The sequence below is a fragment of the Kitasatospora sp. NPDC024654 genome, assembly GCF_055559155.1.
In genome coordinates this window covers 113,000-139,637 of record NZ_JBVHLF010000012.1, presented here as the reverse complement: position 1 = coordinate 139,637, position 26,638 = coordinate 113,000, and the positions used below count along the sequence as shown (strand labels likewise).

Sequence of the window (26,638 nt, the reverse complement as noted above, 5' to 3'; positions counted from 1 at the left end):
TCCCCCCCCCCCCCCCCCCCCCCCCCCCCCCCCCCCCCCCCCCCCCCCCCCCCCCCCCCCCCCCCCCCCCCCCCCCCCCCCCCCCCCCCCGGTCCCACTCGGCTACAGCTGCTCGCGAGTGAGCGCGGTGAAGTTCATGTCCGTGTAACGACCACCCGTCACCTGGCCCACGATCCCGTCCAGCTCGGCGAGTTCGGCCTCGGCCAGCCGGATCGTCGCGGCGGCGGTGTTCTCCGCCAGCCGGCTGCGCTTGCGGGTCCCGGGGATCGGCACCACGATCAGCCCGTGCACCTCGGCCCGCTGGTGCACCCAGGCCAACGCCACCTGGGCGGCGGTCAGTTCACGCTCCCTGGCGATCCGCTGGATCGGCGCGACCAACGCGGCGTTGGCGGCCGCGGCGTCGCCGGTGAAGCGCGGCTGGGTGCGCCGGAAGTCGTCCGCGGCCAGTTGGTCGACGCTGGCGAAGGCGCCGGTCAGGAACCCGCGCCCGAGCGGCGAGTACGGCACCACCGCGACCCCCAGCTCGGCGGCCGCACCGACCAGGCTGATCTCGACGTCCCGGGAGAACAGCGACCACTCGGACTGCACGGCCGCGATCGGGTGCACCGCGTGCGCCTCGCGCAGCTCCGCCCCGGTCACCTCGGAGAGCCCGAGGTGACGCACCTTGCCGGCCTTGACCAGCTCGGCCATCGCGCCGACCGACTCGGCGAACGGCACCTCGGGGTCCCGTCGGTGCATGTAGTAGAGGTCGATCACGTCCACGCCCAGCCGGCGCAGCGAGGCGTCCACGGCCTGCCGGATGTAGGGCGGGTCGTTGCGCACGCCACGGTAGGCCGGGTCCTCGGCCCTGCGCTCGACGGCGAACTTGGTGGCCAGGAACACCTGGCCCCGGTTGGCCCGGACGAACGGGCCGATCAGCTCCTCGTTGTGGCCGGAGCCGTAGATGTCGGCGGTGTCGAACATGGTGACCCCCGCCGCCAGCGCGGCGTCCAGCGTGGCGAGCGCCTCGGTGGTGTCGGTGGGGCCGTAGAACTCGCTCATGCCCATGCAGCCGAGGCCCTGGACGCCGACCAGCGGGCCGCCGGTGCCGAGCGGGACGGTGGGGAGTTTGGCGGTGCTCATGTGTGCGCTACTTCTTTCCCGAGTCTGCTGAGTTCGCTGAGTAGATATCGATCTTGTAATCCAGCACGGCGAGGGCGGCGTGCAGGTCGGCGATCTTCTGCCGGACCTCCTCACGGTGGGCCACCAGCAGGTCGCGGCGCCCCTGGAACGTGCGGTCGCCCTCCCGGGACAGCTCCACGTAGCGGAGCATGTCCGAGACGCTCATCCCGGTCTGCCGCAGCCGGCCGAGGAAGGCCAGCCGCGCCAGGTCGGCGTCGCTGTAGCGGCGCTGGCCGGCGTGCGTGCGGTCCACCGGGTCGAGCAGGCCGATCCGCTCGTACCAGCGGAGCGTGTGCGGGGTCAGGCCGCTGGCGGCGGAGACCTCGCTGATGCTGTGCCGAGGGGTGCCGTCGGGCTCGGCCCGCGGCTCCCGGTAGGCCGGGCCGCAGTCCTGCGGGTCGAACGAGAGTGCCTGGGAGGCGGCGGTGCCGGCCGTGGCAGCCATGGGTGGGACCCCCTGGTGTCGGTAACGACGTGATTCGGTAACGACGTACCACCGACGCTACCGAGTTGGAGTGCACTCCAAGCAAGCCAGCCTCGGACGCCGCGCCGGGCCACACTAGAGTTCGCTCCATGCAGAGCTTGCGTTTGATCGAGAACTGGCCCGTTCCGACCGCCGCCGCGGTGCTGGTGCGCGGCGCGGACGGCGCGATCCTGGGCGCGCACGGGCCTCAGGACCACGCCTTCCCGCTGGCGTCGGTGACCAAGCCGCTCACCGCCTACGCCGCGCTGGTCGCGGTCGAGGAGGGCGTCTTCGAGCTGGACGACCCGGCCGGCCCGGAGGGCTCGACCATCCGTCACCTGCTCGCCCACACCTCGGGGTTGGCCTACGACGAGCAGCGTCCGATGGCCGTCCCGGGCGACCGCCGGCTCTACTCCAACGCCGGCTTCGAGGTGCTCGCCGAGGCGCTCGCCAAGGCCTCCGGGATCCCGTTCGCGCAGTACCTCACCGAGGCCGTCTTCCAGCCGCTCGGCATGGGCTCGACCCGGCTGGACACCACCCACCGCACCCCGGCCGGCGCCGGCGGCGTCTCCACCGCGGCCGACCTGGCCCGGTTCGCCGCCGAGCTGCAGGCGCCCCGGCTGCTGGACCCGTCCACGCTGGCCACGGCCACCCGGCAGGTCGCCTTCCCCGGGCTGAGCGGCGTGCTGCCGGGCTTCGGGCACCGCCGCCCGAACGACTGGGGGCTCGGCTTCGAGATCCGCGACGACAAGCGGCCGCACTGGACCGGGCAGCACAGCTCGCCGGAGACCTTCGGGCACTTCGGGCAGTCCGGCACCTTCCTCTGGGTCGACCCGGCCGCCGGGGTGGCCTGCGTGGCGCTGACCGACCGCGACTTCGGCCCGTGGGCGGCCGAGCTGTGGCCGGTCTTCACCGACGCCGTGCTCGCCGAACTGGGCAGCGCTCAGCCGTAGCTCAGCGGCGAGTGCATCTCCCAGAGCAGCAGCTGCACGCCGTCCGGCCCGGCGGTCGGCGCGACGAACGCCTCGCCGGTGATCCGCACGCTGTCGCCGGGCTCCATCGAGCGCCCGGCGCCCTTCGGGCCGGGCACCGTGCGGTAGCCCAGCGAACCCGCGGTCAGGTGGACGTAGCGGTACGGCGCCTCCGGCAGCTCCGGCAGCGGCAGCCACGGGCCGACGGCGACCAGGTGCAGCGCGGCGTCCGAGCGGCGCAGTCGCAGCGCGGGCGTGCCCTCGTCCCGGGCCAGCCCCGAGGCGAGCAGGGTGATCCCGTCGGCCGTCGGCTCGACCTTGCGCAGCCCGTACGCGGGCGGCACGTCGAAGGCGTCCGGCTGGAGCCACATCTGGACGAACCGCACCGGGACGTCGGCCCCGCCGACGTTGCGCTCGCTGTGGCGCACCCCGCTGCCCGCGCTGAGGTGCTGCACCATGCCCGGCCGGACCACCCCGGCGTGCCCGCCCTCGTCCCGGTGGGCGAGCGCGCCCTCCAGCACCCAGGTGACGATCTCCACGTCGCGGTGCTGGTGCGGCTCGAAGCCCGCGCCCGGCGCGAGGGTCTCCTCGTTGCACGCGAGCAGCGCGCCGAAGTGCGTGTTCCTCGGGTCGTAGTGGTCCGCGAAGGAGAACGCGTGCCGGCTCTCCACCCCCTCGACGGGGGTGGAACGGTAGCGCTCGGCGGTGCGGCGGAGATCTGCCCGGGGGCGTCCAAGGTCGGTCACAGCAGCCCACCGTAGTCGCTGCGGGCAGCCCGGCCGAGAACGGATTTCCCGGGGGGGTGTGCACGAGCACCCCCCGCGGTGAGGCAGTCTTGTCCTGTGCCAGCCGCCTCAGCCCCCGCCGCGAACGACCAGAACCAGCCTGCCGGGAAGCGGACCGCGCGACGGTCCACCGGTTCCGGCGGAACCGCCGTGGAACGCCGGCTCGCCGCCGAGCACGCCGAGCTGCGGGCCGCCACCCTCAAGCGGCTGGAGAAGTCCGCGGGCAAGCTGGCCAGCGCGGCGATCGCCCGGATGGACGACCAGCTCGGCTGGTACCGCCGGATGCCACCGGAGCACCGCTCCTGGATCGGCCTGGTCGCCCAGGCCGGCATCGCCGCCTTCACCGAGTGGTACCGCCACCCGGACGCCCCCCAGGCGATCAGCACCGACGTCTTCGGCACCGCCCCGCGCGAGCTGACCCGGGCGATCACCCTGCGGCAGACCGTGGAGCTGATCCGCACCACGATCGAGGTGATGGAGGAGGCGATCCCGGAGGTCGCCGCCCCCGGCGACGAGGCCGGCATGCGCGAGTCGGTGCTGGTCTACGCCCGCGAGATCGCCTTCGCGACCGCCCAGGTGTACGCCCAGGCCGCCGAGGCGCGCGGCGCCTGGGACGCCCGGCTGGAGGCGCTGGTGGTCAACTCGCTGCTCTCCGGCGACGCCGACGAGGGGGTGCTCTCCCGGGCCGCCGCGCTCGGCTGGGGCCAGCCGAGCCAGGTCCGGGTGGTGATGGGCAGCGCACCGGACGGGGACAGCGAGGCGGTGGTGGAGGCGATCCGGCGGGCCGCCCGGTACGCCCGGCTGCACGTGCTGACCGGGGTGCTCGGCAAGCGGCTGGTGGTGGTGGTCGGCGGCGACAAGGAGCCGGTGCACGCCGCCCGGGCGCTGATCGGCCAGTTCGCGCCCGGCCCGGTGGTGGTCGGACCGACCGTCGGTGACCTGCTCTCGGCGACCCGCTCGGCACACGCCGCCGCCGCCGGCCTGCGGGCCTGCGCGGCCTGGCCGGACGCCCCCCGCCCGGTGCTGGCCGACGACCTGCTGCCCGAGCGGGCGCTGGCCGGCGACCTGGTGGCCCGCCGCCAGCTGGTGGAGGAGATCTACACACCGCTGGACGAGGCCGGCTCCGCGCTGCTGGAGACGCTGAGTGTCTACCTGGAACAGGCCTCCTCGCTGGAGGGGGCCGCCAGAATGCTCTTCGTCCACCCGAACACCGTGCGCTACCGCCTGCGGCGTGTGACCGACGTCACGGGTTACGCCCCTTCGGACGTCCGTTCGGCGTTTACGCTGCGCATCGCCCTCGCCCTGGGCCGTCTGGAATCCAGCCCCACTCAGGGGTGACTCGCTGTAGGGACCCCACAATCCGACGTAGTTTTCTTCGTTACCGTCGCCTACCCGCCCTCGGGCGCCTGGCGAGAGAGGGTTGAACCGTGCTCGTTATCGTCGCCCCTGGACAGGGTGCCCAGACCCCCGGATTCCTCAGCCCCTGGCTGGAGGTGGACGGCGTGGCCGACCGGCTGCGCCGCTGGTCCGACGTGGCCGGCCTCGACCTGGTGCACTACGGGACCGAGGCGTCCGCGGACGAGATCAAGGACACCGCGGTCGCCCAGCCGCTGCTGGTGGCGGCCGGTCTGGTGACCGCCGGGGCGCTGCTGCCGGGCGCGGAGGACATCGGCAAGCTGGTCGGCGCGGTCGCCGGCCACAGCGTCGGGGAGATCACCGCCGCCGCCCTGGCGGGCGTGCTGGACCCCGCCGACGCGCTGACCTTCGTCCGCGAACGGGGCCGGGCGATGGCCGAGGCGGCGGCGGTCACCGAGACCGGCATGCTCGCGGTGCTCGGTGGCGACCCGGACGAGGTCGCCGCGAAGCTCGCCGAGCACGGCCTCACTCCCGCCAACAACAACGGCGGCGGCCAGATCGTCGCGGCCGGCACGCTGGACCAGCTGGCGGCGCTGCGCGCCGACCCGCCGGCCAAGGCGAAGCTGGTCGCGCTCAAGGTGGCCGGCGCCTTCCACACCCGGCACATGGCCCCGGGCGTCGAGCGGCTGGCCGAGCTGGCTCCCACCCTGACGGTCGCCGACCCGGTGACCCGGTACGTCTCCAACAAGGACGGCGAGGTCGTGGCGTCCGGCGCCGAGGTGCTCGCCCGGCTCGTCTCCCAGGTCTCCAACCCGGTCCGCTGGGACCTCTGCATGGAGACCCTGGAGCAGCTCGGCGCGACCTGCGTCATCGAGCTCTCCCCGGCGGGCACCCTGACCGGGCTGGTGAAGCGCAACGTCAAGGGCGTCGCGACGCTGGCCCTGAAGACCCCGGCCGACCTCGACAAGGCCCGCGAACTGGTGGCCGAGCACACCGGTGAGGAGACCTCCGCATGAGCACCCCGCAGATCCGCCCCGCCGGCGGAGCGAGCTACTCGCGAATCCACGGCGTGGGCGGGTACCGGCCGGTACGGGTGATCCCGAACGCCGAGGTGCTGCAGTGGATCGACTCCTCGGACGAGTGGATCCGCACCCGCAGCGGGATCGCCGAGCGCCGCTGGGCCGGCCCGGACGAGTCGGTCTCCGAGATGTCGGTGCAGGCCGCCGGCAAGGCGATCGCCCAGGCCGGGATCGACCCGGCGCAGATCGGCGGCGTGATCGTGGCCACCGTCTCGCACTTCAAGCAGACCCCCGCCATCGCCACCGAGATCGCCCAGCGGCTCGGCTGCGGCACCGCGCCCGCCTTCGACATCTCGGCGGCCTGCGCGGGCTTCGGCTACGGCCTGAGCCTGGCGGACGGCATGATCCGCGGCGGCAGCGCCGAGTACGTGCTGGTGATCGGCGTCGAGCGACTGAGCGACCTGACCGACAAGCACGACCGGTCGACCGCCTTCATCTTCGGCGACGGCGCCGGTGCGGCCGTCGTCGGCCCGTCCGACACCCCGGGGATCGGCAAGGTCGTCTGGGGCTCGGACGGCTCGCAGAAGGACGTCATCTCGCAGACCGAGGCCTGGGACACCGCGTTCAGCAAGCCGGACGCGATCAACGGTGCCGGGACCGGGACCGAGCTGACCTGGCCGACCCTGCGGATGGAGGGCCAGCCGGTCTTCCGCTGGGCCGTCTGGGAGATGGCCAAGGTCGCCCAGCAGGCGCTGGACGCCGCCGGGGTGCGGGCCGACCAGCTCGGCGCGTTCATCCCGCACCAGGCCAACATGCGGATCACCGACGCCATGATCAAGGCCCTCAAGCTACCCGAATCGGTGCCCGTCGCCCGGGACATCGCCGAGACCGGCAACACCTCCGCGGCCTCCATCCCGCTGGCGATGGAGCGGATGCTGGAGAGCGGCGAGGCCAAGAGCGGGGACCTGGCTCTGATCATCGGGTTCGGGGCGGGTCTGGTCTACGCGGCGGCAGTCGTTACCCTCCCTTAGGCACATCCGCGCCACCTGTCGAACCGGGGCCGCGCATCCGCACGGTGACCGGTCAACACCAATCAACACCAAACGAGGAGCAGCCAGCATGGCTACCACCCCCGAGGCGGTTCTGGAAGGTCTCGCCGAGATCGTCAACGAGATCGCCGGTATCCCCGCCGAGGACGTCGAGCTCGACAAGTCGTTCACCGACGACCTGGACGTCGACTCGCTCTCCATGGTCGAGGTCGTCGTGGCCGCCGAGGAGCGCTTCGACGTGAAGATCCCGGACGACGAGGTCAAGAACCTCAAGACCGTCGGCGACGCGGTGAACTACATCATCGAGAACGCCTGATCCTCCCGGCGGGGGCGCCCTCGGCAGCCCCCGCCGGACCCCTCCCCCACCCCCGGCCCGCCCCACCCTGCACACGTGAGAGAAGAAAACCAATGACCGCTGAAAACCGCACCGTGGTCGTCACGGGTATTGGCGCCTTCACGCCGCTGGGCGGCGACGCCGCAACCACCTGGGAGGGTCTGCTCGCCGGACGCTCCGGCGTGGCCGCGTTGTCCGAGGAGTGGGCCGCCGAGCTGCCGGTCCGGATCGCCGCGCGCACCGCCGTCGAGCCGGGCGAGGTGCTTCCCAAGCCGCTGGCCCGCAAGCTGGACCGCTCGGCCCAGTTCGCCGTGATCGCCGCCCGCGAGGCCTGGGCCGACGCCGGCTACCCGGTCCCGGCCACCGACGAGAACTCCGTGATCGCCCCCGAGCGGCTGGGCACCGTGATCGCCTCCGGCATCGGCGGCGTCACCACCCTGCTCGACCAGTACGACGTGCTGAAGGAGAAGGGCGTCCGCAAGGTGTCCCCGCACACCGTGCCGATGCTGATGCCCAACAGCCCCTCGGCCAACGTGGGCATCGAGGTCGGCGCCCGGGCCGGCGTGCACACCCCCGTCTCCGCCTGCGCCTCCGGCGCCGAGGCGATCGGCTACGCGATCGAGATGATCCGCACCGGCCGCGCCGACGTGGTGGTGGCCGGCGGCACCGAGGCCGCGATCCACCCGCTGCCGATCGTCGCCTTCGCCAACATGATGGCGATGTCCAAGAACAACGACGAGCCGCAGCGCGCCTCCCGCCCGTACGACAAGGCCCGCGACGGCTTCGTGCTGGGCGAGGGCGCCGGCGTGGTCGTCCTGGAGTCCGCCGAGCACGCCGCCAGGCGCGGCGCCCGGGTCTACTGCGAGGCGGTCGGCCAGGGCCTCTCCTCGGACGCCCACCACATCGCCCAGCCCGAGCCCACCGGCTCCGGCGTGGCCCGCGCGCTGGCGCACCTCTTCGAGTCGACCGGCCTGGACCGTTCCGAGGTGGTGCACGTCAACGCGCACGCCACCTCCACCCCGCAGGGCGACGTCGCCGAGATCAAGGCGCTGCGCAAGGTGCTCGGCGAGCACCTGAACCGCGTCGCCATCTCCGCCACCAAGTCGATGACCGGCCACCTGCTGGGCGGCGCGGGCGGGATCGAGACGGTCGCCACCGTGCTGGCGCTGCACCACCGGCTGGCCCCGCCGACCATCAACGTCGACGACCTGGACGACGAGGTGGACGCGGACATCGTCCGGATCGAGGCCCGCGAGCTGCCGCAGGGCCCGATCGCCGCGCTGAACAACTCCTTCGGCTTCGGCGGCCACAACGTGGTGCTGGCCTTCCGCGCGGTCTGACACCCGGCCTGACGCGCCGTCCGACGGCCGGCACGAAGGGGCGGCCTCCCAAGCCCGGGAGGCCGCCCCTTCGTCCCTCGTCACACCACCTGGTGCAGCCAGCGCACCGGAGCGCCCTCGCCGGCGTACCGGAACGGCTCCAGCTCGTCGTCCCAGGGCTTGCCGAGCAGCCGGGCCAGCTCGGCCTCCAGGTCGGTGCCCTCGCTGCGGGCCCGCAGCAGCACCGAGCGCAGCCGGTCCTCCGGGATCAGGATGTCGCCGTGGATCCCGGTGACGGCGTGGAAGATGCCCAGGCTGGGCGTGCTGCTGTAGCGCTCGCCCTCGGCCGCGGCGCAGGGTTCGCTGGTCACCTCGTAGCGGATCAGCTGCCAGCCGCGCAGGGCGGAGGCCAGCCGGGACGCGGTGCCCGGCTCCCCCTGCCAGGAGAACTCGGAGCGCCAGTGACCGGCGGCGGCCGGCTGGCGGATCCAGTCGAGGCTGACCCGCACGCCGAGTACGCCCGCCACCGCCCATTCGACGTGCGGGCACAGCGCGCGGGGCGCGGAGTGGATGTACAGGACTCCACGTGTCGTCACCGGGACCTCCAGGCTGTGGACGAGGGTCGCCTTCCCCAGCTGCCTCGTACCCGTGGCCGGTCAGTCCTGGGCGCCACTTGGCCAAACCCTGCCCGTTTGCCACTCAGGTCAATCGACATTAGGTCACTAACTTGAGCAAAACGGACAGGCTTCAACCATGTTAGTCAGTTCCCCACCGAGGTCTACCCCTGATCGGGATCTCTCCCCCGAACGGCCCCATCCGACGCCGGTCCGGCAGTGCCGCCACGCTATCGTGCCGGAGCCGGAGTGGTCCGACGGTCCGTCGGATGCGGCGGAAAACCGTCCCCAGGGGTCGCGCGGGACAACGCCGCGCGCCCCGACTGACCATGACGGTCCGTCGGGGCGCGGTGTGCGCCGACGATCGATCAGGCGCCGAGCCGGACCACCATCTTGCCGGTGTTGTCACCGCGCAGCAGGCCGAGGAAGGCGTCCACGGCGTTCTCCACGCCGTCCCGCACGGTCTCGTCGTAGCGCAGGCTGCCGTCCTTCAGCCAGCCGGCCACCTCGGCCACGAACTGCTGCTGGAGGTCCGCGTGGTCGCGCACCAGCATGCCCTGCAGGCGCAGCCGCTTGCCGATGGCCTGCACCAGGTTGCGCGGGCCGGCCGGGGCGCCGGTCTCGTTGTACTGCGCGATGGCGCCGCACAGGGTGGCCCGGCCGTGCACGTTGAGCGCGCCGATCGCGGCCTCCAGGTGGTCACCACCGACGTTGTCGAAGTAGACGTCGATGCCCTCGGGGGCGGCCGCGGCGAGCTGCTCGGCGACCGGGCCGTCCTTGTAGTTGAAGGCCGCGTCGAAGCCGTAGTCGGCCACCAGCCTGGCGACCTTCTCGGCCGAGCCGGCCGATCCGATCACCCGCTTGGCGCCCTTGAGCTTGGCGATCTGGCCGACCAGCGAGCCGACCGCGCCGGCCGCGCCGGAGACGAAGACGGTGTCGCCCTCCTTGAAGCTGGCCACCTCCAGCAGGCCCGCGTAGGCGGTCAGGCCGGGCATGCCGAGCACGCCGAGGTAGTAGGAGAGCGGCGCGCGCGCCTCGTCGACCTTCACCACGTGCTTGGCCGGCACCGTCGCGTACTCGCGCCAGCCGAGCCCGTGCAGGACGGCGTCGCCCGCCTGGAACCCCTCGGCGGCGGAGGCCACCACGTGGCCGACCGCGCCGCCGTCCATCACCTGGCCCAGCTGGAACGGCGGCACGTAGGACTTCACGTCGTTCATCCGGCCGCGCATGTACGGGTCGACCGACAGGTAGGCGTTGCGCACCAGGATCTCGCCCGGCTCCGGCTGCCGGACCGGAGCCTCGACCAGCTCGAAGTCGGAGGCCACCGGCCAGCCGTTCGGACGGGACACCAGGTGCCACTCGCGGGCGGTAGCGGGCACGGTCTGCTCGGCCATCGGTTTGCTCCCTTGCTCAGTGTTGCCCTGAAAGGTTGAGGAACTGAAGCAACCATGGACATGAAAGGTTCACCTTGTCAAATATTCAGGTAGACTGTCGGCATGTCGAACCAGTCGGCCCCCACCCCGGAGGCACCAGCCGTTGCCGGCCCCGCGGACGACCTGACCCGCGAGGTCGTGGACCTCATGGCGGGCCTGGTCGCGCTCTTCCACCGGGAGTACGAGGAGGCCGCCGCCGCCCGCTCGCTCACCGGCGCCCAGGCCAAGGTGCTCGCGCTGCTGCGGCGCGGCCCGATGCCGATGCGGCACATCGCGCAGACGCTGAGCTGCGAGCCGTCCAACATCACCGGCATCGTGGACCGGCTCGAGGCCCGTGACTTCGTCACCCGGGAGGCCGATCCGCAGGACCGCCGGGTGAAGCTGGTCGCCGCCACCGAGGCCGGGCAGGCCGCCTCGGACGAGCTCCGGGAGTCGCTCAACTTCGCCCGCGAGCCGCTCGCCGCGCTCGACCAGGACGAACGGCGCACCCTGCGCGACCTGCTGCAGCGCATGATCACCGGAGCCGGCGGCCAGGCCTGAGGCCCTATTCGCGCCCAGCCGCCCAGCGGCGCCAGAGCGCCCGGCCGCACAGCAGCAGCGCGGCGTAGCCGGCCGCCACCAGCGCCAGCGGCCCGTACGCCTCGGCCGGCAGCCCCTCGAAGCCCAGCCCCTTGCCCAACGGGCTGCCCGGCAGCAACAGCCCGGCCACCGTCAGCACCCCGGCCGCCCACCACACCGGGCGCGGCGGCCGCACCCCCGCCCGGTCCAGTCCGTACAGCACCAGCAGCGCCAGCGCCTGGGTGACCAGGTTCTCGGTGAAGAAGGCGGTGTGGAAGGCGGCGGCCGAACCGGCCCGCCGGAAGCCGTCGGTCACCTCCCGCATCGCCTCGAACATGCCGATGTCGGCGAGCGAGTTCAGCAGGCCGAAGACGACCGCGAAGATCCCGAGCATCCCCCAGCGCAGCCGGGCCGGCCCGAGCGACCGTCCGCCGCGGCTGCCGGCCAGCGCGAACGACAGTTGGGCCGCGTCGAAGCAGAGGTTCTGCAGCAGCACCTGGGCCGGCAGCATCGGCAGGAACGGCAGCAGCACCCCGCCGGCCAGCATCGAGGCCGCGTTGCCGAGGTTGCAGGAGAGCGCGATCCGCAGGTAGGCGGCCACCTTGGCGACCGCCGCCCGGCCCGTCCACAGCGCCGGCACCAGCGCGCTCGGCCCGTCCTCGCCCAGCACCGCGTCGGCCCAGCCGCGGGCCGCGCCGACCGCGCCGCTCGCGCTGATCCCGAGGTCGGCGGCGCGCAGCGCGGGCACGTCGTTGACACCGTCGCCGAGGAACCCGACGCTCCCGCCGCCCCGCCGCAGCGCCAGTACCACCCGGGCCTTCTGCTCCGGCGCGCAGCGGGCGAAGACCGCCGTGCCGCGGGCGGCCTCGGCCAGCTCTCCGTCGGTCAGCGCGTCCAGCTCGGAGCCGAGCAGCACCCGGCCCGGCGGCAGGCCGAGCCGGTCGGCGAGCCGGACCGCGGTCGCCGGGTGGTCCCCGGTCACCACCTTCACCGCGACGCCCGCCCGGGCCAGCGCGGCCAGCGCCTCGGCGGCCCGGTCGACCGGTTCCTCCGCCAGGGCGACGAAACCGAGCAGGGTCAGGTCGTCCTCCTGCCAGGCCCGGTGGCCGCCGAGCCGCGCCGCGCGCTCGGCCCGGGCCACCGCGAGCAGCCGCAGCCCCTCACCGGCCCGGGTCGCCACCAGCCGGTCCAGCTCGGCCCGTCGGCCCTGGTCCAGCGCCCGCGGCCCGGCCGCGGTGGTCACCTCCGCGCAGCGCGCCAGCACCGCCTCCGGGGCGCCCTTGACCAGCAGCACGGCCCGGCCGCGCTCGCGCAGGAGCACCGTGGCACAGCGGCGGACCGGATCGAACGGGACCGCGTCCAGCAGCACGGGCGCCGGGCCGTCCAGCAGTCCGTCCGCCGCCGCGGCGTCCAGCAGCAGCTCGTCGGTCGGGTCCGGCAGGCCCGGATCACCGTCCCCGAACGCGGCCTCGGCGGACAGGCCGGCCCAGTACAGCGGTCGCGGGTCGGGCCGGCCGTCCGGGTCGAACGAGCCCGCCACCGCGGGCGCGCCGGTGGTGAGCGTGCCGGTCTTGTCCACGCAGAGCACGTCCAGCGCGCCCAGCTCGCTGACCGCCGAGAGTCGGCGGACCGGCACCCCGCCGGCTGTCAGGTCGTGGCTGCCCCGGGCGAGCACGGTGCTCAGGACCAGCGGCAACAGCTCGGGGGTCAGCCCGACCGCCGCCGCCACCGCGAACGGCAGCAGTTCGGCGCTCCAGCCGTGCAGCACGGCGTCCGCACCCACCGTGAGCGGGACCGCGGCGATCATGAACAGCACCAGCGCCCGGACCGCGCGGCGCACCCCGTGCTCCACCGCCGACCGGCCGCCACCGGGCAGCGGGGCCGGCCGGTGCGCGGCGCCGAAGCGGGTCGCGCCGCCGGTGGCGAGCACCACGGCGGTGGCGCTGCCGGTGACCACCCGGCTGCCGGCGAAGCAGAGGTGCGGCTCGTCGAAGGGCTGTCCGGCCGCGCCGGCGGGCGGCTGGTCCGGGGCCCGCCGGGCCGCCGGCTCGCTCTCACCGGTGAGCGCGGACTGGTCCACCGTCAGGCCCTCGGCGCGCAGCAGCCGCAGGTCCGCCGGGACGGCGTCGCCGACCGCCAGCCGGACCACGTCACCCGGGACCAACTGGTCGGCCGGCAGCTCACGGGCCATCGGCAGGTCCTGCCGCTCGGCGCGGCGCAGCACGGTCGCGGTCTCCGGCATCAGCGCGCGCAGCGCCCGCAGCGCCCGGGACGACCGCCGCTCGCCGACCAGCCGCAGCAGAGCACCGGAGAGCACCAGGAAGCCGAGTATCGCCGCGCTGCCCCAGGAGCCGATCAGCGCGCAGATCCCGGCGAGCCCGGTCAGCAGGACGGTGAACGGATCCCCGAGGGCGGTCGCGGTGTGCCGGGACCAGGAGACGTCCGGCCGGGGGAGCACGGTGTTCTCGCCGTGCACGGCCAGCCGGGCCTCGGCCTCCGCCTCGGTCAGTCCGCGCGGCGAGGAGTCCAGCTCGCGCAGCAGCGGCAGCCGGCCCAGCCGGACCGCACGGCCCGGTTCACCGCCCCGCCGGGGGACCGCGTCGGCGGACCGGCCGACGAGCGGGAGCAGGCGCGCCCCGCTCTCAGGCACCACGGCTCCGGAACCGGTGCGCCTCGCCGCCGGCCGCCGGGCCGTCGAGCTTCTCCACCATCAGCCGGACCAGCGTGGCCACCTGCGGGTCGTCAACCCCGTACACCTGGCGGCGGCCCTCGCGGCGGTTGGTCACCATGCCCGCCAGCTTGAGCTTGGCGAGGTGCTGGCTGACGGCCTGCAGGGTGCCGCCGACCCGCTCGGCCAGCGTGCCGACGTCGGCCTCGCCCTGGCTGAGCACCCAGACGATGTGCAGCCGCATGGTGGAGGCGAGCAGGCCGAACGAGGCCGCCGCCTGCTGCAGGAGCTGCGGGGAGGGGTCGTCGAGCTTGGTCCAGCCCGTCATCCGTACCGCCCTCTCCAAGATCTGCGAGGGGGACAGTCTAGCCGGGCGCCCTCCCGGCGCGCAGTGGCCGTCCGCACGCCCGACCCGGCCCCCCGTGCCGTCCGGTCCACCGGGCCTGTGGACCGGACGGCCGCTCCGTCGTGCGAGAATTCGGCGGTCCGGATCGACGGCCTGTGGGGAGTTCGTGTGATAGGCAGCCAACGGGCCGAGGGGCGACGCGCCGCCAGTCGGCGCCGCAACCTTGAACTGGCCATGCTGGCATTCGCCCTGGTGGTCCCCCTCTACGGCTACATCGACGCCAATCTGGCGATGAACAACAAGATGCCCGCGGGCCTGCTGGAGTGCGGGGTCGCCTTCACCGCGCTGGCACTCGGCGCGCACCTGGTGGTCCGGCGCTTCGCGCCCTACGCCGACCCGCTGATCCTGCCGATCGCCACGCTGCTCACCGGCATCGGCCTGATGCTGCTGAACCGGCTGGACCAGTCGTACGCGATCGTCATGGCGGGCAACTTCCAGAAGTACCCGACCGCGCCCACGCAGGCGATGTGGACCTTCATCGCGGTCTTCGTGGCGCTCGCGCTGATCGTGTTCGTCAAGCACCACCGGTTCTTCCAGCAGTACCAGTACATCCTGATGGTGGGCTCGCTGGTACTGCTGGCCGCGCCGGCCTTCTTCCCCGCCGACGCCACCTACGGCGCCAAGCGGTGGATCGAGCTGCCGGGCGTGACGCTGGAGCCGGACGAGTTCGTCAAGATCGCGATCACCATCTTCTTCGCCGGCTACCTGACGGTCAGCCGGGACGCGCTGGCGCTGGTGGGCCGCAAGATCTGGGGGCTGAGCCTGCCACGCGGGCGCAACGCCGGTCCGGTGCTGGCGATCTGGGTGGTCAGCCTGCTGGTGCTGATCTTCGAGCGCGACCTGGGCACCTCGCTGATCTTCTTCGGGATCTTCGTGGTGATGCTCTACATCGCCACCGAACGGACCAGCTGGGTGATCCTCGGCGTGCTGATGGCGGTCGGCGGCGCGGCCGTGGTCGGCAGCTACGAGCCGCACGTGCACGGCCGCGTGGTGGCCTGGCTGCACCCGCTGGACTACTACAACGCCCACCACGACCCGGCGCTGATCTCCAACCAGCCGGCCGAGGCGCTGTTCAGCTTCGGCACCGGCCACCTGCTGGGCACCGGGCTGGGCCAGGGCCGGCCGTGGCTGGTCGGCTTCGCCGGCCGCAGCGACTTCATCTTCACCACGATCGGTGAGGAACTCGGCCTGGCCGGGGTGACCGTGATGCTGATGATCTACGTGCTGCTCGTCCAGCGCGGGCTGAAGACCGCCACCCAGCTGACCGACCCGTTCGGGAAGCTGCTGGCCAGCGGCCTGGCCGCGGCGGTGGCCCTGCAGGTCTTCGTGGTGGTGGGCGGGGTCACCGGCCTGATGCCGCTGACCGGCAAGGCGCTGCCGTTCCTGGCCCAGGGTGGTTCCTCCATGGTGGCGAACTGGCTGCTGACGGCCCTGCTGATCAAGCTGAGCGACGCGGCCGGGCGGGCCACCCTGGAGCCCGAACCGGAGCCGGGACCGGCGCCGGCGCTCGCCACGGTCTGAGCCCGGTCCGAGCCCGGTCCTCCGTCACGGTCCGAACGCGGTCGTCGTGCCCCCGGTCACCTTGGGTGGCCGGGGGCACCGGCACGGGTGATACTGGCAACGGGTCATACTTGCCTCATGGCGCAAGTGTGACCCGCACGCCTGCCCGAGCAGTCCTCCTGGCCGACCGGCCCCCGGCTCGCCGGCGACCGCATGGAGACCACCGATGAGCGATCCCCAGGCCCGCCCCGCCGACGAACCCTCGACCCCGCCCACCAGCGGCGGACGGACCCGCCGCCGGGCGGTCCGGATCGCCGCCGGCACGCTGGCCGGCTTACTCCTGGCCACCGGTGGCCTGAGCCTCTGGTTCTACCACCGGCTCGACGGCAACCTGCACGTCTTCGACAGCGGCGGGGTGGCCGGTACCCGTCCGCCGGCCGGCCCGCTCGACCCGAGCGGCAACAGCCCGGTCAACGTGCTGCTGCTCGGCTCCGACAGCAGGGCCGACGGCAACGACCAGCTGGCCGGCGGCCAGGTCGACAGCAAGGGCAACTCCGACACCGCGATCCTGCTGCACATCGCCGGCGACCACCGGCACGCCGTCGGGGTCTCCATCCCGCGCGACTCACTGGTGGACATCCCGCCCTGCCGGCTGCCCGACGGCCGGTGGACCGCGCCGCAGCACGGCCAGATGTTCAACTCCGCGTTCGGCGTCGGCGGGGCCCCGAGCGGCAACCCGGCCTGCAGCCAGAACACCGTGGAGGCACTGACCGGCCTGCGGGTGGACCACACCATCGTGATCGACTTCAAGGGCTTCGCCGCGATGACCAGCGCGGTCGGCGGGGTCCCGGTCTGCGTGCCGGCGAACGTGGACGGCTACGGCATCCACCTCAGGCAGGGCCGTCAGGTGCTCTCCGGCGAGCAGGCACTGTCCTACGTCCGGGCCCGGCACGGCATCGGCGACAGCTCGGACATCGGCCGGATGAAGCGCCAGCAGGCGTTCATGTCCGCGCTCTTCACGAAGGTCCGAGCGCAGGGCTTCGACCTCCCCACGCTGCTCCCCCTCGCCGACGCGGCCACCCGTTCGCTGACCGTCGACCGTGACCTGGGCAGCCCCACGAAGCTGGCCACCTTCGCCGGGTCGCTGAGCGACCTCAAGCCGGCCGACGTCCTCTTCGTCACCACCCCCTGGCGCTACGTCGGCGACCGGGTGGCGCTGGTGCACCCCGACGTCGACCAGCTCTGGGCCCTGCTCCGCGAGGACCACCCCCTGGACGTCCGCCCCGCCACCGCACCCCCGTCCCCCGCCGCCGGTCCGGGCGGCCCGCCACCCAGCACGCTGCCGACCGCCCTCCCCACCACCATCACCCAGAACACCCGCCCCGCCGACACCGACCCCTGCGCCGACCTCAGCTACGGCTGATCCAACCTGCCGAAGGAGAACCCACCAGATGCTCTCGGGGGATCGCGAGACGGCCACCCGGCTCCGACTGGCGGCCGCGGTGGCCGAGATCGAAGGCCTGCACGCCGCCCTGCTGCACGCCACCGACCCGGCCCGCCGGATCCGCCTGCTGGCCCGCCTCAGCGAGGCCGGCCACCGCCTCGGCGAACTCGCCAGTCCCACCGGCGCCGCCGTCCCACCACAGAGCCGCCGTGCCCCGGCCCGCCAACGTCGCCGCGCCGCCATCCTCCGCGGCGCGCGCTGGCTCACCCGCCTCACCCACTCCCCCGACCATTCCTGACCCCGGGTCAGCCGGTACCGGTGTTCGGCCGTGCCGCGGAGGCCGGCAGGTGATCGGCGACCCGGTCCCATGTCCATCGGCACGGCCGGTCATGCGCCCGAGCGGGTGAACCTCGGCGTGGCGGTGGGGTCGCCGGGCGGGTCGTACTCTAGGATCTGCGCCAGAGGCCGGGGCGTTTCCGCAGGTCAGCCACAGGATTACTCTGATGATCCATCAGGATCTTGTGTAGGGCGGGTGGGACTCGAACCCACGACCCAGGGATTATGAGTCCCCTGCTCTAACCGGCTGAGCTACCGCCCCGACTCACCGCGTCGGTACTGGCCACCACAGTGGCTGTCCATCGCAGCAACAGACGGCCCCGCAAGGCCGTCTTGGGCAGCATATCCGGTCGATCAGCCGTGGTGCGCGCCGGGGGGCGCACCACGAGTGCGTCCTCCGGGCCCATTCCGTTGGCGCCGGGCGGCGGGCGTGCGGTGTCCGGCACACCACCACCCGGGCGGGAACGCGGTGGTCACGGGGGGATCGAAGGCCGCGGAGGGAGTCACAGTGACGGTCCGTACGGTCGCCCTCGGTTGCGCCTGGGCGCTGCTGCTGGCTCTCGCGGCCACCGGCTGCGGCTCGGGGCCGTCCGGTGGCGCGGTCTGGCTGCCCGCCGCCCCGAACAGCGGCCCGGCCACCTGGAGCCGCGAGCGCTTCCTGAAGGCCACGGACCGGCATCCGGGCACGGCCACCCCCGGCGCCTCGCCGAACGGGCCCGACGGGCCGGTCGGGGCGCTCTTCACCGGTGACGCCGCCGGGGATCACCTCTGCACCGCCAGCGTGGTCGACAGCCCCGGGCGGAACCTGATCGTCACCGCCGCGCACTGCCTCTACGACCCCGGCAAGGGCGCCCGCGGCGAGCCGGTCTTCGTGCCCGGCTACCGAGCCGGCGACGCCCCGGACGGCGTCTGGCCGCTGGCCGCCATCACCGTGGACCGGAGCTGGGCCGAACACGGCAACGCCGACCTGGACGTGGCCTTCGCCGTGGTCCAGCCGGTGAGCGGCAGGCAGGTGCAGCAACTGCTCGGGGCCAACCGGCTGGGCACCGACCCGGGCTACCAGCAGGCGGTGCGGCTGACCGGCTATCCGAGCCCCGCCGGCCCGCCGGTCGGCTGCGCCAACCGGACCGCCGAGCAGAGCGCCGGCCAGCTGCGGCTCGACTGCCCGGACCACACCGGAGGTGCCGGCGGCAGCCCGTGGGTGACCGGCGCCGACCCGGTCACCGGGGCCGGCACGGTGATCGGCGTGGTCGGCGGCTACCAGCAGGGCGGGGACACCCCGGGCACCGCGTACAGCAGCTACTTCGGCGGCGCCGTACGGGCCCTGTTCGCCCGCGCCACCGGCTGATCTGGCGTCCGACCGGCCGCGCCTGGTAGATCTTGGGTAGATCTCGTCACGGCGCGCCCGGCGCCGACCGAGCACCAGGAGGCGGCGGCGGATGGCCGAGCGGGGCTACCAGCGGCGCACACTGGTGCTCTCGGCCGCCCTGGCCGCGGTGCTCCCGCTCGCGGCCTGTGAGAGCCGCTCGCACCGTCCGGCGCAGAGCGCGGTCACCGCTCCACGGGACGCGGCGGACAGCCGGATCGGGGTGCTCACGCTGCCCGCCGAGAGCGACAGCCGGTCCTGTACCGCCAGCGTGGTGGACAGCCCGCGGCGGAACCTGATCGTCACCGCCGCGCACTGCGTCTACCAGCCCGGCGTCGGGCCGGTCGGCGGCCTGGCCTTCTCCCCCGGCTACCGGGACGGCGACTCCCCGTACGGCAGCTGGCCGGTCGATCAGATCACCGTGGACCAGCACTGGCAGGACGACGGCGACCCGGAGTACGACGTCGCGTTCCTCACCGTGGGCCCGCTGAACGGTCGGCGGATCGAGGACGTGGTGGGCGGCAACCGGCTCGGCGTCAACCGCGGCTTCGACCTGCCGGTGACCGTGACCGGGTACCCCAACGAGAGCGACCAGCCGATCAGCTGCGCCACCCGGACCACCGCCCAGAGCTCCACCCAGGAGCGCTTCGACTGCGGCGGCTTCACCGACGGCACCAGCGGCAGCCCGTGGGTGACCGGGACCGACCCGGCCACCGGCGTCGGGACGCTGGTCGGGGTGATCGGTGGCTACCAGGAGGGCGGGGACACCGCGGACACCTCGTACAGCGTCAGTTTCGACGACCGGGTCGCGGCGGTGTACCAGCGGGCCGTCAGCTGACCGCCCCGGCGGGCCGTCGGGGACCGGCGGAACCGGCGAGAAACGCCGAACGCCCCTCGGCAGGCCGAGGGGCGTCAGTACTGGCTCCCGCAATTGGACTCGAACCAATAACCTGCCGATTAACAGTCGGCTGCTCTGCCAATTGAGCTATGCGGGATCGCACGGACAAGCAGCCTGCACCGACCGGAACCGGACCGGCTGCCTGAGCTCCCGCATTTGGACTCGAACCAAAAACCTGCCGGTTAACAGCCGGCTGCTCTGCCAATTGAGCTATGCGGGATTGAGTTGTTCGCATCGGCCGCACCTCGGTGCGGCGTTCGCTGCGGGACATACATTAGCGCATCCAGGGGGGTGGTCCGCCAATCGCTTTCCCGGCCCGGAGCCGCACCCTCCGGCTGGCGCGCCCGGCGGGCGGCGGTCCGCGCCGCCGGGGATGCTGAGGGGGACCCTCCGCTCGGCAGGCGGTTCGCCGCCCGCCGGGGCGGGTAGGGCATCGCGGCAAGGGGCCGCGAGAGAGCGCGAGAGAGGGTGGAGACCGAGACATGTGGAAGCTGACGTTGGTGGTGGGAGCCGCGGCCGGGTACGTCCTGGGGGCCCGGGCGGGCCGGGAGCGGTACGAGCAGATCGCCGCGACGGCCCGGCGGATCTCGCAGAACCCGAAGGTCCAGGACGCCACCCACCGGGCCCGCGAGTCGGCCGGCTCGGTGGCCGGCAAGGCCGCGCACGCGGTGACCGACCGGGTCGGCGAGCGGTTGCCGGACGCGTTGACCGACCGGGTGCCGTACTTCAGCCGCCGGCACGAGGAGGACGACAGCTGGGGGACCGTCCGCCGCTGAGGGCGGCCGCGGTACCGACTGGGCAACACTTGCCGGGACGGTTCCCGGGCGGACCGCCGGCTGAGGCATGATCTCCACCATGGCCATCGTCGCGGGCATCGACAGCTCGACCCTCCGCACCCGGATCGTCGCGTGTGACGCGGACACCGGAGCCGTCCTGCGGTCCGGCAGGGCCCCGCACCCGGAGTCCGAGGCCTCCCAGCAACGCTCGACCCAGGCCGACCCGCAGTCCTGGCTGCACTCACTGGGCGAGGCGGCCACCGGCGGCCTGCTGGAGGGCGTGCGGGCGATCGGCGTCTCCGCCCAGCAGCACAGCCTGATCGGGCTCGACGCGGGTGGTGTGCTGGTCCGTCCGGCGCTGCTCTGGACCGACCCGCGCTCCTCCGGCGCGGCGGCCGCCCTGGTGGACGCGCTGGGCGGCCCGTCCGCCTGGACCGAGGCGATCGGCGCGGTGCCCGCCGCCACCTACACCATCGCCAAGCTGCGCTGGCTGGCCGAGTTCGAGCCGGCCAACGCGCGGCGGATCGCCGAGGTGCTGCTGCCGCACGACTGGCTGGTCTGGCAGCTGCTCGGCCACCCCGCCCGACGCACCACCGACCGTGGCGACGCCTCCGGCACCGGCTACTGGTCGCCGATCACCGGCGAGTACCGGCAGGACCTGATCAAGCTCGCGCTCGGCCACGAGCTGCTCCGGCTGCCCGAGGTGCTCGGCCCCAACGAGCCCGCCGGGCACACCCCCGAGGGCCTGCTGATCTCGGCCGGCACCGGCGACAACATGGCGGCCGCGCTCGGCCTGGGCCTCGGCCCCGGCGACGCGGTGGTCTCGCTCGGCGCCTCCGGCACCATCTTCGCGGTGCACGACCAGCCGGTGGTGGACCCGACCGGGACGGTCTCCTCGTTCGCCGACGCCACCGGCAAGCACCTGCCGATGGTCGGCACGCTCAACGCCGCCCAGGTGCTGCGCGCCACCGCCCACCTGCTCGGCCGCGACCTGGAGGGCCTGAGCGAGCTGGCGCTGCGCTCCTCCCCCGGCGCCTACGGGGTGGTGCTGCTGCCGTACCTGGACGGCGAGCGGACGCCCCGGCTGCCGCACGCCACCGGCACCCTGACCGGCCTGCGCTCCGAGTCGATGACCCCCGAGCACCTGGCCCGGGCCGCGGTCGAGGGCATGCTCTGCAACATCGCGGACGCGCTGGACGCGCTGCGCGCCCGGGGCGTCGCGGTGCGCCGGGTGGTGCTGCTGGGCGCGGTCGGCCGGCTCCCGGCGGTCCGCGAGATCGCCCCGCTGATCTTCGGCGTCCCGGTGCTGATCCCGCCGCCGGGCGACCACGCGGCGCGCGGCGCGGCCCGGCAGGCCGCCTGGGCACTGGCCGGCACCCCGGAACCGCCGCAGTGGGAGCTGCCGGACGTGGTGGCCGTCGAGCCCGACCCGGACCAGCCGTTCGGGCGGGCGGTCCGCCAACAGTACGGCTCGGTTCGCGATCAGGTGCACCCCGAACTCAACGCGACGCCCTAACTTGGGATCACCTACCCCCGAGCGAAGGGCTCTTGCCCCATGCCACTGCACAAGGGCAACGGAACCAGTCACCGATCCGCCGTCGACTCCGCGCTCTCGGAGGCCGATCCGGTCGGGGCGATGCGGCTGGCGCCGCCCAAGCACCGGCTGCACCACGCTCCGATCCCGCCGCACACCGCCTACCAGCTGATCCACGACGAGCTGATGCTGGACGGCAACGCCAAGCTCAACCTGGCCACCTTCGTCACCACCTCGATGGAGGACGAGGCGGGCCGGCTGATGGCGGAGTGCCTCGACAAGAACGTGATCGACAAGGACGAGTACCCGCAGACCGCCGAGCTGGAGCGGCGCTGCGTGGCGATCCTGGCCGATCTCTGGCACGCGCCCGACCCGGCCGCCGCGATCGGCTGTTCCACCACCGGGTCGAGCGAGGCCTGCATGCTCGCCGGGCTCGCCCTGAAGCGCCGCTGGATGCGCCGCAACCAGGCCCGCTACGACGCCGGGGCCCGGCCCAACCTGGTGATGGGCGTCAACGTCCAGGTGTGCTGGGAGAAGTTCTGCAACTTCTGGGAGGTGGAGGCGCGCACCGCACCGATGGAGGGCGAGCGGTTCCACCTGGACGCGCCCTCCGCGGTGGCGCTCTGCGACGAGAACACCATCGGGGTGGTCGGCATCATGGGCTCCACCTTCGACGGCTCCTACGAGCCGATCGCGGAGATCTGCGCCGCGCTGGACGAGTTCCAGCGGACCACCGGCCTGGACATCCCGGTGCACGTCGACGGCGCCTCCGGCGGCATGGTCGCGCCGTTCCTCGACCCGGACCTGGTCTGGGACTTCCGGCTGCCGCGGGTGGCCTCGATCAACACCTCCGGGCACAAGTACGGGCTGGTCTACCCCGGCGTGGGCTGGGCTCTCTGGCGGGACTCCGAGGCGCTGCCGGAGGAGCTGATCTTCAAGGTGAACTACCTGGGCGGCGACATGCCCACCTTCGCGCTCAACTTCTCCCGCCCGGGCGCCGAGGTGGTCGCGCAGTACTACATCTTCCTGCGGCTGGGCCGGGAGGGCCTCCGCGCGGTGCACCACTCCTGCCGGCGGGTGGCCGAGGCGCTGGCCGACGGACTCGCGAAGCTCGGTCCGTTCCGGCTGCTCACCCGGGGCGACGAGCTGCCGGTGATCGCCTTCACGGTGGCGGACGAGGTGACCTCGTTCGATGTCTTCGACATCTCCCGGCGGCTGCGCGAACGCGGTTGGCAGGTGCCCGCCTACACCTTCCCGGCGAACCGGGAGGACCTCTCGGTGCTGCGGGTGGTCTGCCGCAACGGGTTCAGCCACGACCTGGCCGACCTGCTGCTCACCGACCTGGCCCGGTTGCTGCCCGAGCTGGAGTGCCAGCCCGGACCGTTGCGGGAGCACGGGATCGCGCCGGCCACCGCCTTCCACCACTGACACCACTGACACCACTGACACCACTGGTACTACTGGTACTACTGGCACCTCTGGCCCCACGAGCCCCGGAGCACGGCGACCGGCGGGTCAGTCCAGGTAGCCGCGCAGCTGCTCGGCGTAGGCGTGGTCGCGCAGCTTGGCCAGCGTCTTGGACTCGATCTGCCGGATCCGCTCCCGGGTCACCCCGAGCAGCGCGCCGATCTCCTCCAGGGTGCGCGGCCGGCCGTCACTCAGGCCGTAGCGTAGCTCGACCACCATCCGCTCGCGCTCGCCGAGGATGGCCAGCACGGTCTCCAGGTGCTCGCGCAGCAGCAGGAAGGCGGCGCTCTCGGCCGGCGAGGCGGCGTCCGCGTCCTCGATCAGGTCACCGAGCGCGACGTCCTCCTCCTCGCCGATCGGGGTGTGCAGCGAGACCGGCTCCTGGGCCAGCCGGAGCACCTCGCGGACCCGCTCGACGGAGAGCTCCAGGACGGCGGCCACCTCGGCCGCGGTGGGCTCGCTGCCCCGCTCCTGGAGCAGCCCGCGCTTGACCCGCAGCACCCGGTTGATCAGCTCGACCACGTGCACCGGGACCCGGATCGTGCGGGCCTGGTCGGCCAGCGCGCGGCTCATCGACTGGCGGATCCACCAGGTCGCGTAGGTGGAGAACTTGTAGCCGCGGACGTAGTCGAACTTCTCGACCGCCCGGATCAGGCCCAGGTTCCCCTCCTGGACCAGGTCGAGCATGGTCAGGCCGCGTCCGACGTAGCGCTTGGCGACCGAGACCACCAGGCGCAGGTTGGCCTCGATCAGCCGGCGCTTGGCGATCCGGCCGAGCACCACCAGCTGGTCCAGCTCGTCGGCCAGCCGACCGGTCGGGAGGCCGTGGTCGTGCAGGTACTGCTCGGCGAAGAGGCCGGCCTCGATCCGGCGGGCCAGCTCGACCTCCTCGGCGGCGGTGAGCAGCCGGATCCGGCCGATCTCGCGCAGGTACTGGCGGAACAGGTCGGCGCTCGGGCCGACCGAGCCGTCCCGCGGCAGGACGGGCGGCTCGTCGTCCAGCGGCCCGTCCGGGTCGAACTCCTCGTCAGGCGGTTGCTGCCGCACGGCAGCGACCGGTCTGCCCTCCGGGGACGCCGCGGGCCGGGACTCCGCTCGCGCGTCCGGCTCGGCTTCCTGGGTGGCGGTGATCTCCAACGGGCCCACCCCTCTGCGGGTCGGGCGGGCCCGACGCTGCGGACTGAGACCCCCTCAGTGTGGGGTACCCCGCGCCCGGCGGCCGATAGTCGTGCGGTGAGTTTTCTGCCGGAGTGGCGGGGCGCCGGTGCGCCGGGTTCAGAGCCCGGCCGCGCCGCGCGTCCGCAGACTGTCGTCGTACTGCTGGAGCGCCCACAACTCCTGTTGCACCGGCGCCAGTTGCTCGGCGGTTGCCCGGTTCCCCAGGCGCTGGAGATGCCCGCGGACCTCCTCGATCCGGCGCTTCACCGAGGCCCGGCGCAGGTTCACCAGGAACTCGCCGGCGTAGAGCGCGTCCGGCTTGCGCCGGGTGCGGACCGGCTCGACCGTCAACTCGGTGACCAGCGAACGGACCTGGTCGTTGTCGGCCACCTCGCGGACCGCCCTGACGAAGTCCGGCACGGTACAGCCGTGCGTGGTCCCGCCGGCCTTGCCGATCGCCCGGCGGACGGCCGCGTAGGGCGCCGTCGGGAACTCGTCCTCGCCGTACTGGTCGAACGCCGGACTGATCAACTCCGGGTACTGCAGAGCGAGTTTGAGCAGCTCACGCTCGACGAACTGGGCCTTGTCGCGCGGGTCGAGCCGGTACGCCGGCCGGGCTGACTCCGGCGCCGCCGCCAACTCCGGCCCCCGACGCAGCTGTTGGCGGCCCTGCTGGGGCGCCTCGCGCTGCCAGCGAGCGATCTGGGCCACCCGGCGCACCACGAACTGCTCGTCCAGGATGCCCAGCAGACCGGCGAGTTGGACCGCGTACTCGTGCCGGATCGACGGGTCCTTGATCTTGGCGACGATCGGCGCGGCCTCCTCCAGCGCCGCGGCCCGGCCCTCCGCGGCGTCCACCCGGTGCCGGGCGACCGCCGAGCGCAGCGCGAACTCGAAGAGCGGCACCGGGTTGGCGATCAGCTCGCGGACCGCCTCGTCGCCCTGGGCGAGCCGCAGTTCGCACGGGTCCATGCCGTCGGGGGTGACCGCGATGGACGTCCGGGCGGCGAACTTCTGGTCGTCCTCGAAGGCGCGCAGCGCGGCCTTCTGACCGGCCGCGTCGCCGTCGAAGGTGAAGACCGTCTCGCCCCGGTACTGCGAGGTGTCCATCAGCAGCCGACGGATGATCTTGACGTGGTCCTCGGCGAAGGCCGTACCGCAGGTGGCCACCGCGGTGGTCACGCCCGCCAGGTGGCAGGCCATCACGTCGGTGTAGCCCTCGACCACCACCGCCCGGCCGGACTTGGCGATCTCCTTCTTCGCCAGGTCGATGCCGTAGAGCACGTGCGACTTCTTGTAGATCGGGGTCTCGGGGGTGTTCAGGTACTTCGGCCCGTTGTCGTCCTCGCGCAGCCGGCGGGCGCCGAAGCCGACCACCTCGCCGCCCAGGTCGCGGATCGGCCAGACCAGCCGGCCGCGGAAGCGGTCGATCAGGCCACCGCGCTGCCCCTGCGAGGCCAGCCCGCCCTGCAGGATCTCCCGGTCGGTGAAGCTCCTGCCGCGCAGGTAGCGGACCAGGTGCTCCCAGCCGGCCGGCGCGTAGCCGACCCCGAACCGCGCGGCCGCCGCGGCGTCGAAACCGCGCTCGGCCAGGAACCGGCGGCCGATCTCGGCCTCCGGCGTCTCCAGCTGCTCCTGGAACCAGGCCGCGGCCACCTTGTGCGCCTCGACCAGCCTGGTCCGCTCGCCCTGCTGGCTGCGCTGGGTGTAGCCGCCCTCGATGTAGCGCAGCGTGATGCCGGCCTGGGCGGCCATCCGCTCGACCGCCTCGGCGAACGAGAAGTGCTCGATCTTCATCAGGAAGGAGATCGTGTCGCCGCTCTCGCCGCAGCCGAAGCAGTGGAAGACCCCCTTGGCGGGGTGCACGTAGAACGAGGCCGACTTCTCGTCGTGGAACGGGCAGACACCCTTGAGCTGGGCTCCGCCGCCGTTGGTCAGCTGGACGTAGTCGCCGACCACCGCGTCGATGGGCAGCGCGTTGCGCACCGCCTGCACGTCTTCATCCCGGATCCGCCCTGCCACC

At 73.4% G+C, this 26,638-nt stretch carries 24 protein-coding genes and 3 tRNA genes; 15 read left to right on the top strand and 12 right to left on the bottom strand.

Going from position 1 to position 26,638, the window contains the following annotated elements:
- Positions 1-102: 102 nt before the first annotated feature.
- The gene (locus ACZ38L_RS10505; RefSeq protein ID WP_465691259.1) at positions 103-1,122 is read right to left on the bottom strand and encodes an aldo/keto reductase; all 1,020 of its coding nucleotides are present in this window, start codon (positions 1,120-1,122) and stop codon (positions 103-105) included.
- Positions 1,123-1,129: 7 nt separating this feature from the next.
- Positions 1,130-1,606, bottom strand: a complete 477-nt coding sequence (locus ACZ38L_RS10500; RefSeq protein ID WP_465691257.1) for a MerR family transcriptional regulator — start codon at positions 1,604-1,606, stop codon at positions 1,130-1,132.
- Positions 1,607-1,734: 128 nt separating this feature from the next.
- Between ACZ38L_RS10500 and ACZ38L_RS10495 the strand changes: the two genes are divergently transcribed.
- Positions 1,735-2,577: a serine hydrolase domain-containing protein gene (locus ACZ38L_RS10495; RefSeq protein ID WP_465691255.1), complete on the top strand. Its 843-nt coding sequence runs from the start codon at positions 1,735-1,737 to the stop codon at positions 2,575-2,577.
- On the opposite strand, the gene ACZ38L_RS10490 is transcribed toward ACZ38L_RS10495, so the two are convergent.
- Positions 2,568-3,341, bottom strand: coding sequence for a pirin family protein (locus tag ACZ38L_RS10490; RefSeq protein ID WP_465691253.1), 774 nt, complete (start codon positions 3,339-3,341; stop codon positions 2,568-2,570). The genes ACZ38L_RS10495 and ACZ38L_RS10490 overlap by 10 nt on opposite strands.
- 189 nt (positions 3,342-3,530) lie before the next feature.
- On the opposite strand from ACZ38L_RS10490, the gene ACZ38L_RS10485 reads away from it, so the two are divergent.
- The 5 genes from ACZ38L_RS10485 (at position 3,531) to fabF (ending at position 8,478) form a co-directional block, all read left to right on the top strand.
- Positions 3,531-4,718, top strand: coding sequence for a PucR family transcriptional regulator (locus ACZ38L_RS10485; RefSeq protein WP_465691251.1), 1,188 nt, complete (start codon positions 3,531-3,533; stop codon positions 4,716-4,718).
- Between the two features lie 89 nt (positions 4,719-4,807).
- Entirely contained in the window at positions 4,808-5,752 is a 945-nt protein-coding gene (locus tag ACZ38L_RS10480) for an ACP S-malonyltransferase (protein ID WP_465691249.1), read from the top strand.
- The gene (locus ACZ38L_RS10475; RefSeq protein WP_465691247.1) at positions 5,749-6,786 is read left to right on the top strand and encodes a beta-ketoacyl-ACP synthase III; all 1,038 of its coding nucleotides are present in this window, start codon (positions 5,749-5,751) and stop codon (positions 6,784-6,786) included. Before ACZ38L_RS10480 ends, ACZ38L_RS10475 begins: the two co-directional genes overlap by 4 nt.
- Before the next feature lie 88 nt (positions 6,787-6,874).
- Positions 6,875-7,120: an acyl carrier protein gene (locus ACZ38L_RS10470; protein ID WP_396566737.1), complete on the top strand. Its 246-nt coding sequence runs from the start codon at positions 6,875-6,877 to the stop codon at positions 7,118-7,120.
- Positions 7,121-7,212: 92 nt separating this feature from the next.
- Positions 7,213-8,478 (top strand): beta-ketoacyl-ACP synthase II, encoded by a 1,266-nt coding sequence (gene fabF, locus ACZ38L_RS10465; protein ID WP_465691245.1) that lies wholly within the window; start codon positions 7,213-7,215, stop codon positions 8,476-8,478.
- A gap of 80 nt (positions 8,479-8,558) precedes the next feature.
- On the opposite strand, the gene ACZ38L_RS10460 is transcribed toward fabF, so the two are convergent.
- The gene (locus ACZ38L_RS10460) at positions 8,559-9,053 is read right to left on the bottom strand and encodes a DUF3145 domain-containing protein (RefSeq protein WP_396564050.1); all 495 of its coding nucleotides are present in this window, start codon (positions 9,051-9,053) and stop codon (positions 8,559-8,561) included.
- A gap of 386 nt (positions 9,054-9,439) precedes the next feature.
- Positions 9,440-10,465, bottom strand: coding sequence for an NADP-dependent oxidoreductase (locus ACZ38L_RS10455; RefSeq protein WP_465691242.1), 1,026 nt, complete (start codon positions 10,463-10,465; stop codon positions 9,440-9,442).
- Between the two features lie 102 nt (positions 10,466-10,567).
- Here ACZ38L_RS10455 and ACZ38L_RS10450 point away from each other — a divergent pair, with 102 nt between their 5' ends.
- The gene (locus ACZ38L_RS10450) at positions 10,568-11,044 is read left to right on the top strand and encodes a MarR family winged helix-turn-helix transcriptional regulator (protein ID WP_465691240.1); all 477 of its coding nucleotides are present in this window, start codon (positions 10,568-10,570) and stop codon (positions 11,042-11,044) included.
- A 4-nt stretch (positions 11,045-11,048) separates the two neighbouring features.
- On the opposite strand, the gene ACZ38L_RS10445 is transcribed toward ACZ38L_RS10450, so the two are convergent.
- Positions 11,049-13,712: a cation-translocating P-type ATPase gene (locus ACZ38L_RS10445; protein WP_465691238.1), complete on the bottom strand. Its 2,664-nt coding sequence runs from the start codon at positions 13,710-13,712 to the stop codon at positions 11,049-11,051.
- Positions 13,705-14,058, bottom strand: coding sequence for an ArsR/SmtB family transcription factor (locus ACZ38L_RS10440; RefSeq protein ID WP_396564057.1), 354 nt, complete (start codon positions 14,056-14,058; stop codon positions 13,705-13,707). The genes ACZ38L_RS10445 and ACZ38L_RS10440 overlap by 8 nt, the downstream gene beginning before the upstream one ends.
- A gap of 252 nt (positions 14,059-14,310) precedes the next feature.
- On the opposite strand from ACZ38L_RS10440, the gene ACZ38L_RS10435 reads away from it, so the two are divergent.
- The 3 genes from ACZ38L_RS10435 (at position 14,311) to ACZ38L_RS10425 (ending at position 17,378) form a co-directional block, all read left to right on the top strand.
- A complete protein-coding gene (locus ACZ38L_RS10435; protein WP_465691236.1) occupies positions 14,311-15,657 on the top strand; it encodes an FtsW/RodA/SpoVE family cell cycle protein in 1,347 nt (448 codons plus the stop codon).
- A 205-nt stretch (positions 15,658-15,862) separates the two neighbouring features.
- On the top strand, positions 15,863-17,059 hold the full coding sequence (locus ACZ38L_RS10430; RefSeq protein WP_465691234.1) for an LCP family protein: 1,197 nt from the start codon (positions 15,863-15,865) through the stop codon (positions 17,057-17,059).
- A 28-nt stretch (positions 17,060-17,087) separates the two neighbouring features.
- Entirely contained in the window at positions 17,088-17,378 is a 291-nt protein-coding gene (locus ACZ38L_RS10425) for a hypothetical protein (protein ID WP_465691231.1), read from the top strand.
- 226 nt (positions 17,379-17,604) lie between these two features.
- Here ACZ38L_RS10425 and ACZ38L_RS10420 read toward each other — a convergent pair.
- A tRNA-Ile gene (locus ACZ38L_RS10420) sits at positions 17,605-17,678 on the bottom strand.
- Between the two features lie 246 nt (positions 17,679-17,924).
- Between ACZ38L_RS10420 and ACZ38L_RS10415 the strand changes: the two genes are divergently transcribed.
- Entirely contained in the window at positions 17,925-18,764 is an 840-nt protein-coding gene (locus tag ACZ38L_RS10415; RefSeq protein ID WP_465691229.1) for a trypsin-like serine peptidase, read from the top strand.
- Positions 18,765-18,855: 91 nt separating this feature from the next.
- Positions 18,856-19,620 carry a trypsin-like serine peptidase gene (locus tag ACZ38L_RS10410; protein WP_465691227.1) on the top strand — a complete coding sequence of 255 codons (765 nt, stop codon included), beginning with the start codon at positions 18,856-18,858 and terminating at the stop codon, positions 19,618-19,620.
- A gap of 81 nt (positions 19,621-19,701) precedes the next feature.
- On the opposite strand, the gene ACZ38L_RS10405 is transcribed toward ACZ38L_RS10410, so the two are convergent.
- Positions 19,702-19,777 (bottom strand) — tRNA-Asn (locus ACZ38L_RS10405).
- Positions 19,778-19,827: 50 nt separating this feature from the next.
- Positions 19,828-19,900: transfer RNA gene (locus ACZ38L_RS10400), tRNA-Asn, on the bottom strand.
- A gap of 262 nt (positions 19,901-20,162) precedes the next feature.
- On the opposite strand from ACZ38L_RS10400, the gene ACZ38L_RS10395 reads away from it, so the two are divergent.
- The 3 genes from ACZ38L_RS10395 to ACZ38L_RS10385 all read left to right on the top strand — a co-directional run bounded on the left by ACZ38L_RS10395 (position 20,163) and on the right by ACZ38L_RS10385 (position 23,418).
- Entirely contained in the window at positions 20,163-20,456 is a 294-nt protein-coding gene (locus tag ACZ38L_RS10395; protein WP_465691225.1) for a hypothetical protein, read from the top strand.
- Positions 20,457-20,535: 79 nt separating this feature from the next.
- On the top strand, positions 20,536-21,972 hold the full coding sequence (locus ACZ38L_RS10390) for an FGGY family carbohydrate kinase (protein WP_465691223.1): 1,437 nt from the start codon (positions 20,536-20,538) through the stop codon (positions 21,970-21,972).
- Positions 21,973-22,011: 39 nt separating this feature from the next.
- Entirely contained in the window at positions 22,012-23,418 is a 1,407-nt protein-coding gene (locus ACZ38L_RS10385; protein WP_465691221.1) for a glutamate decarboxylase, read from the top strand.
- A gap of 87 nt (positions 23,419-23,505) precedes the next feature.
- On the opposite strand, the gene ACZ38L_RS10380 is transcribed toward ACZ38L_RS10385, so the two are convergent.
- Positions 23,506-24,594 carry an RNA polymerase sigma factor gene (locus tag ACZ38L_RS10380; protein WP_465691219.1) on the bottom strand — a complete coding sequence of 363 codons (1,089 nt, stop codon included), beginning with the start codon at positions 24,592-24,594 and terminating at the stop codon, positions 23,506-23,508.
- A gap of 138 nt (positions 24,595-24,732) precedes the next feature.
- Positions 24,733-26,637, bottom strand: a complete 1,905-nt coding sequence (dnaG, locus tag ACZ38L_RS10375; protein ID WP_465691217.1) for a DNA primase — start codon at positions 26,635-26,637, stop codon at positions 24,733-24,735.
- Position 26,638: the final 1 nt, after the last annotated feature.

Coding starts and splice junctions, on each gene's coding strand:
- fabF (WP_465691245.1), top strand. CDS start 7,213: ATGACCGCTGAAAACCGCACCGTGGTCGTCACGGGTATTGGCGCCTTC.
- ACZ38L_RS10410 (WP_465691227.1), top strand. CDS start 18,856: ATGGCCGAGCGGGGCTACCAGCGGCGCACACTGGTGCTCTCGGCCGCC.
- ACZ38L_RS10430 (WP_465691234.1), top strand. CDS start 15,863: ATGAGCGATCCCCAGGCCCGCCCCGCCGACGAACCCTCGACCCCGCCC.
- ACZ38L_RS10385 (WP_465691221.1), top strand. CDS start 22,012: ATGCCACTGCACAAGGGCAACGGAACCAGTCACCGATCCGCCGTCGAC.
- ACZ38L_RS10425 (WP_465691231.1), top strand. CDS start 17,088: ATGCTCTCGGGGGATCGCGAGACGGCCACCCGGCTCCGACTGGCGGCC.
- ACZ38L_RS10500 (WP_465691257.1), bottom strand. CDS start 1,606: ATGGCTGCCACGGCCGGCACCGCCGCCTCCCAGGCACTCTCGTTCGAC.
- ACZ38L_RS10450 (WP_465691240.1), top strand. CDS start 10,568: ATGTCGAACCAGTCGGCCCCCACCCCGGAGGCACCAGCCGTTGCCGGC.
- ACZ38L_RS10440 (WP_396564057.1), bottom strand. CDS start 14,058: ATGACGGGCTGGACCAAGCTCGACGACCCCTCCCCGCAGCTCCTGCAG.
- ACZ38L_RS10455 (WP_465691242.1), bottom strand. CDS start 10,465: ATGGCCGAGCAGACCGTGCCCGCTACCGCCCGCGAGTGGCACCTGGTG.
- ACZ38L_RS10390 (WP_465691223.1), top strand. CDS start 20,536: ATGGCCATCGTCGCGGGCATCGACAGCTCGACCCTCCGCACCCGGATC.
- ACZ38L_RS10495 (WP_465691255.1), top strand. CDS start 1,735: ATGCAGAGCTTGCGTTTGATCGAGAACTGGCCCGTTCCGACCGCCGCC.
- ACZ38L_RS10475 (WP_465691247.1), top strand. CDS start 5,749: ATGAGCACCCCGCAGATCCGCCCCGCCGGCGGAGCGAGCTACTCGCGA.
- ACZ38L_RS10395 (WP_465691225.1), top strand. CDS start 20,163: ATGTGGAAGCTGACGTTGGTGGTGGGAGCCGCGGCCGGGTACGTCCTG.
- ACZ38L_RS10505 (WP_465691259.1), bottom strand. CDS start 1,122: ATGAGCACCGCCAAACTCCCCACCGTCCCGCTCGGCACCGGCGGCCCG.
- ACZ38L_RS10435 (WP_465691236.1), top strand. CDS start 14,311: ATGCTGGCATTCGCCCTGGTGGTCCCCCTCTACGGCTACATCGACGCC.
- ACZ38L_RS10470 (WP_396566737.1), top strand. CDS start 6,875: ATGGCTACCACCCCCGAGGCGGTTCTGGAAGGTCTCGCCGAGATCGTC.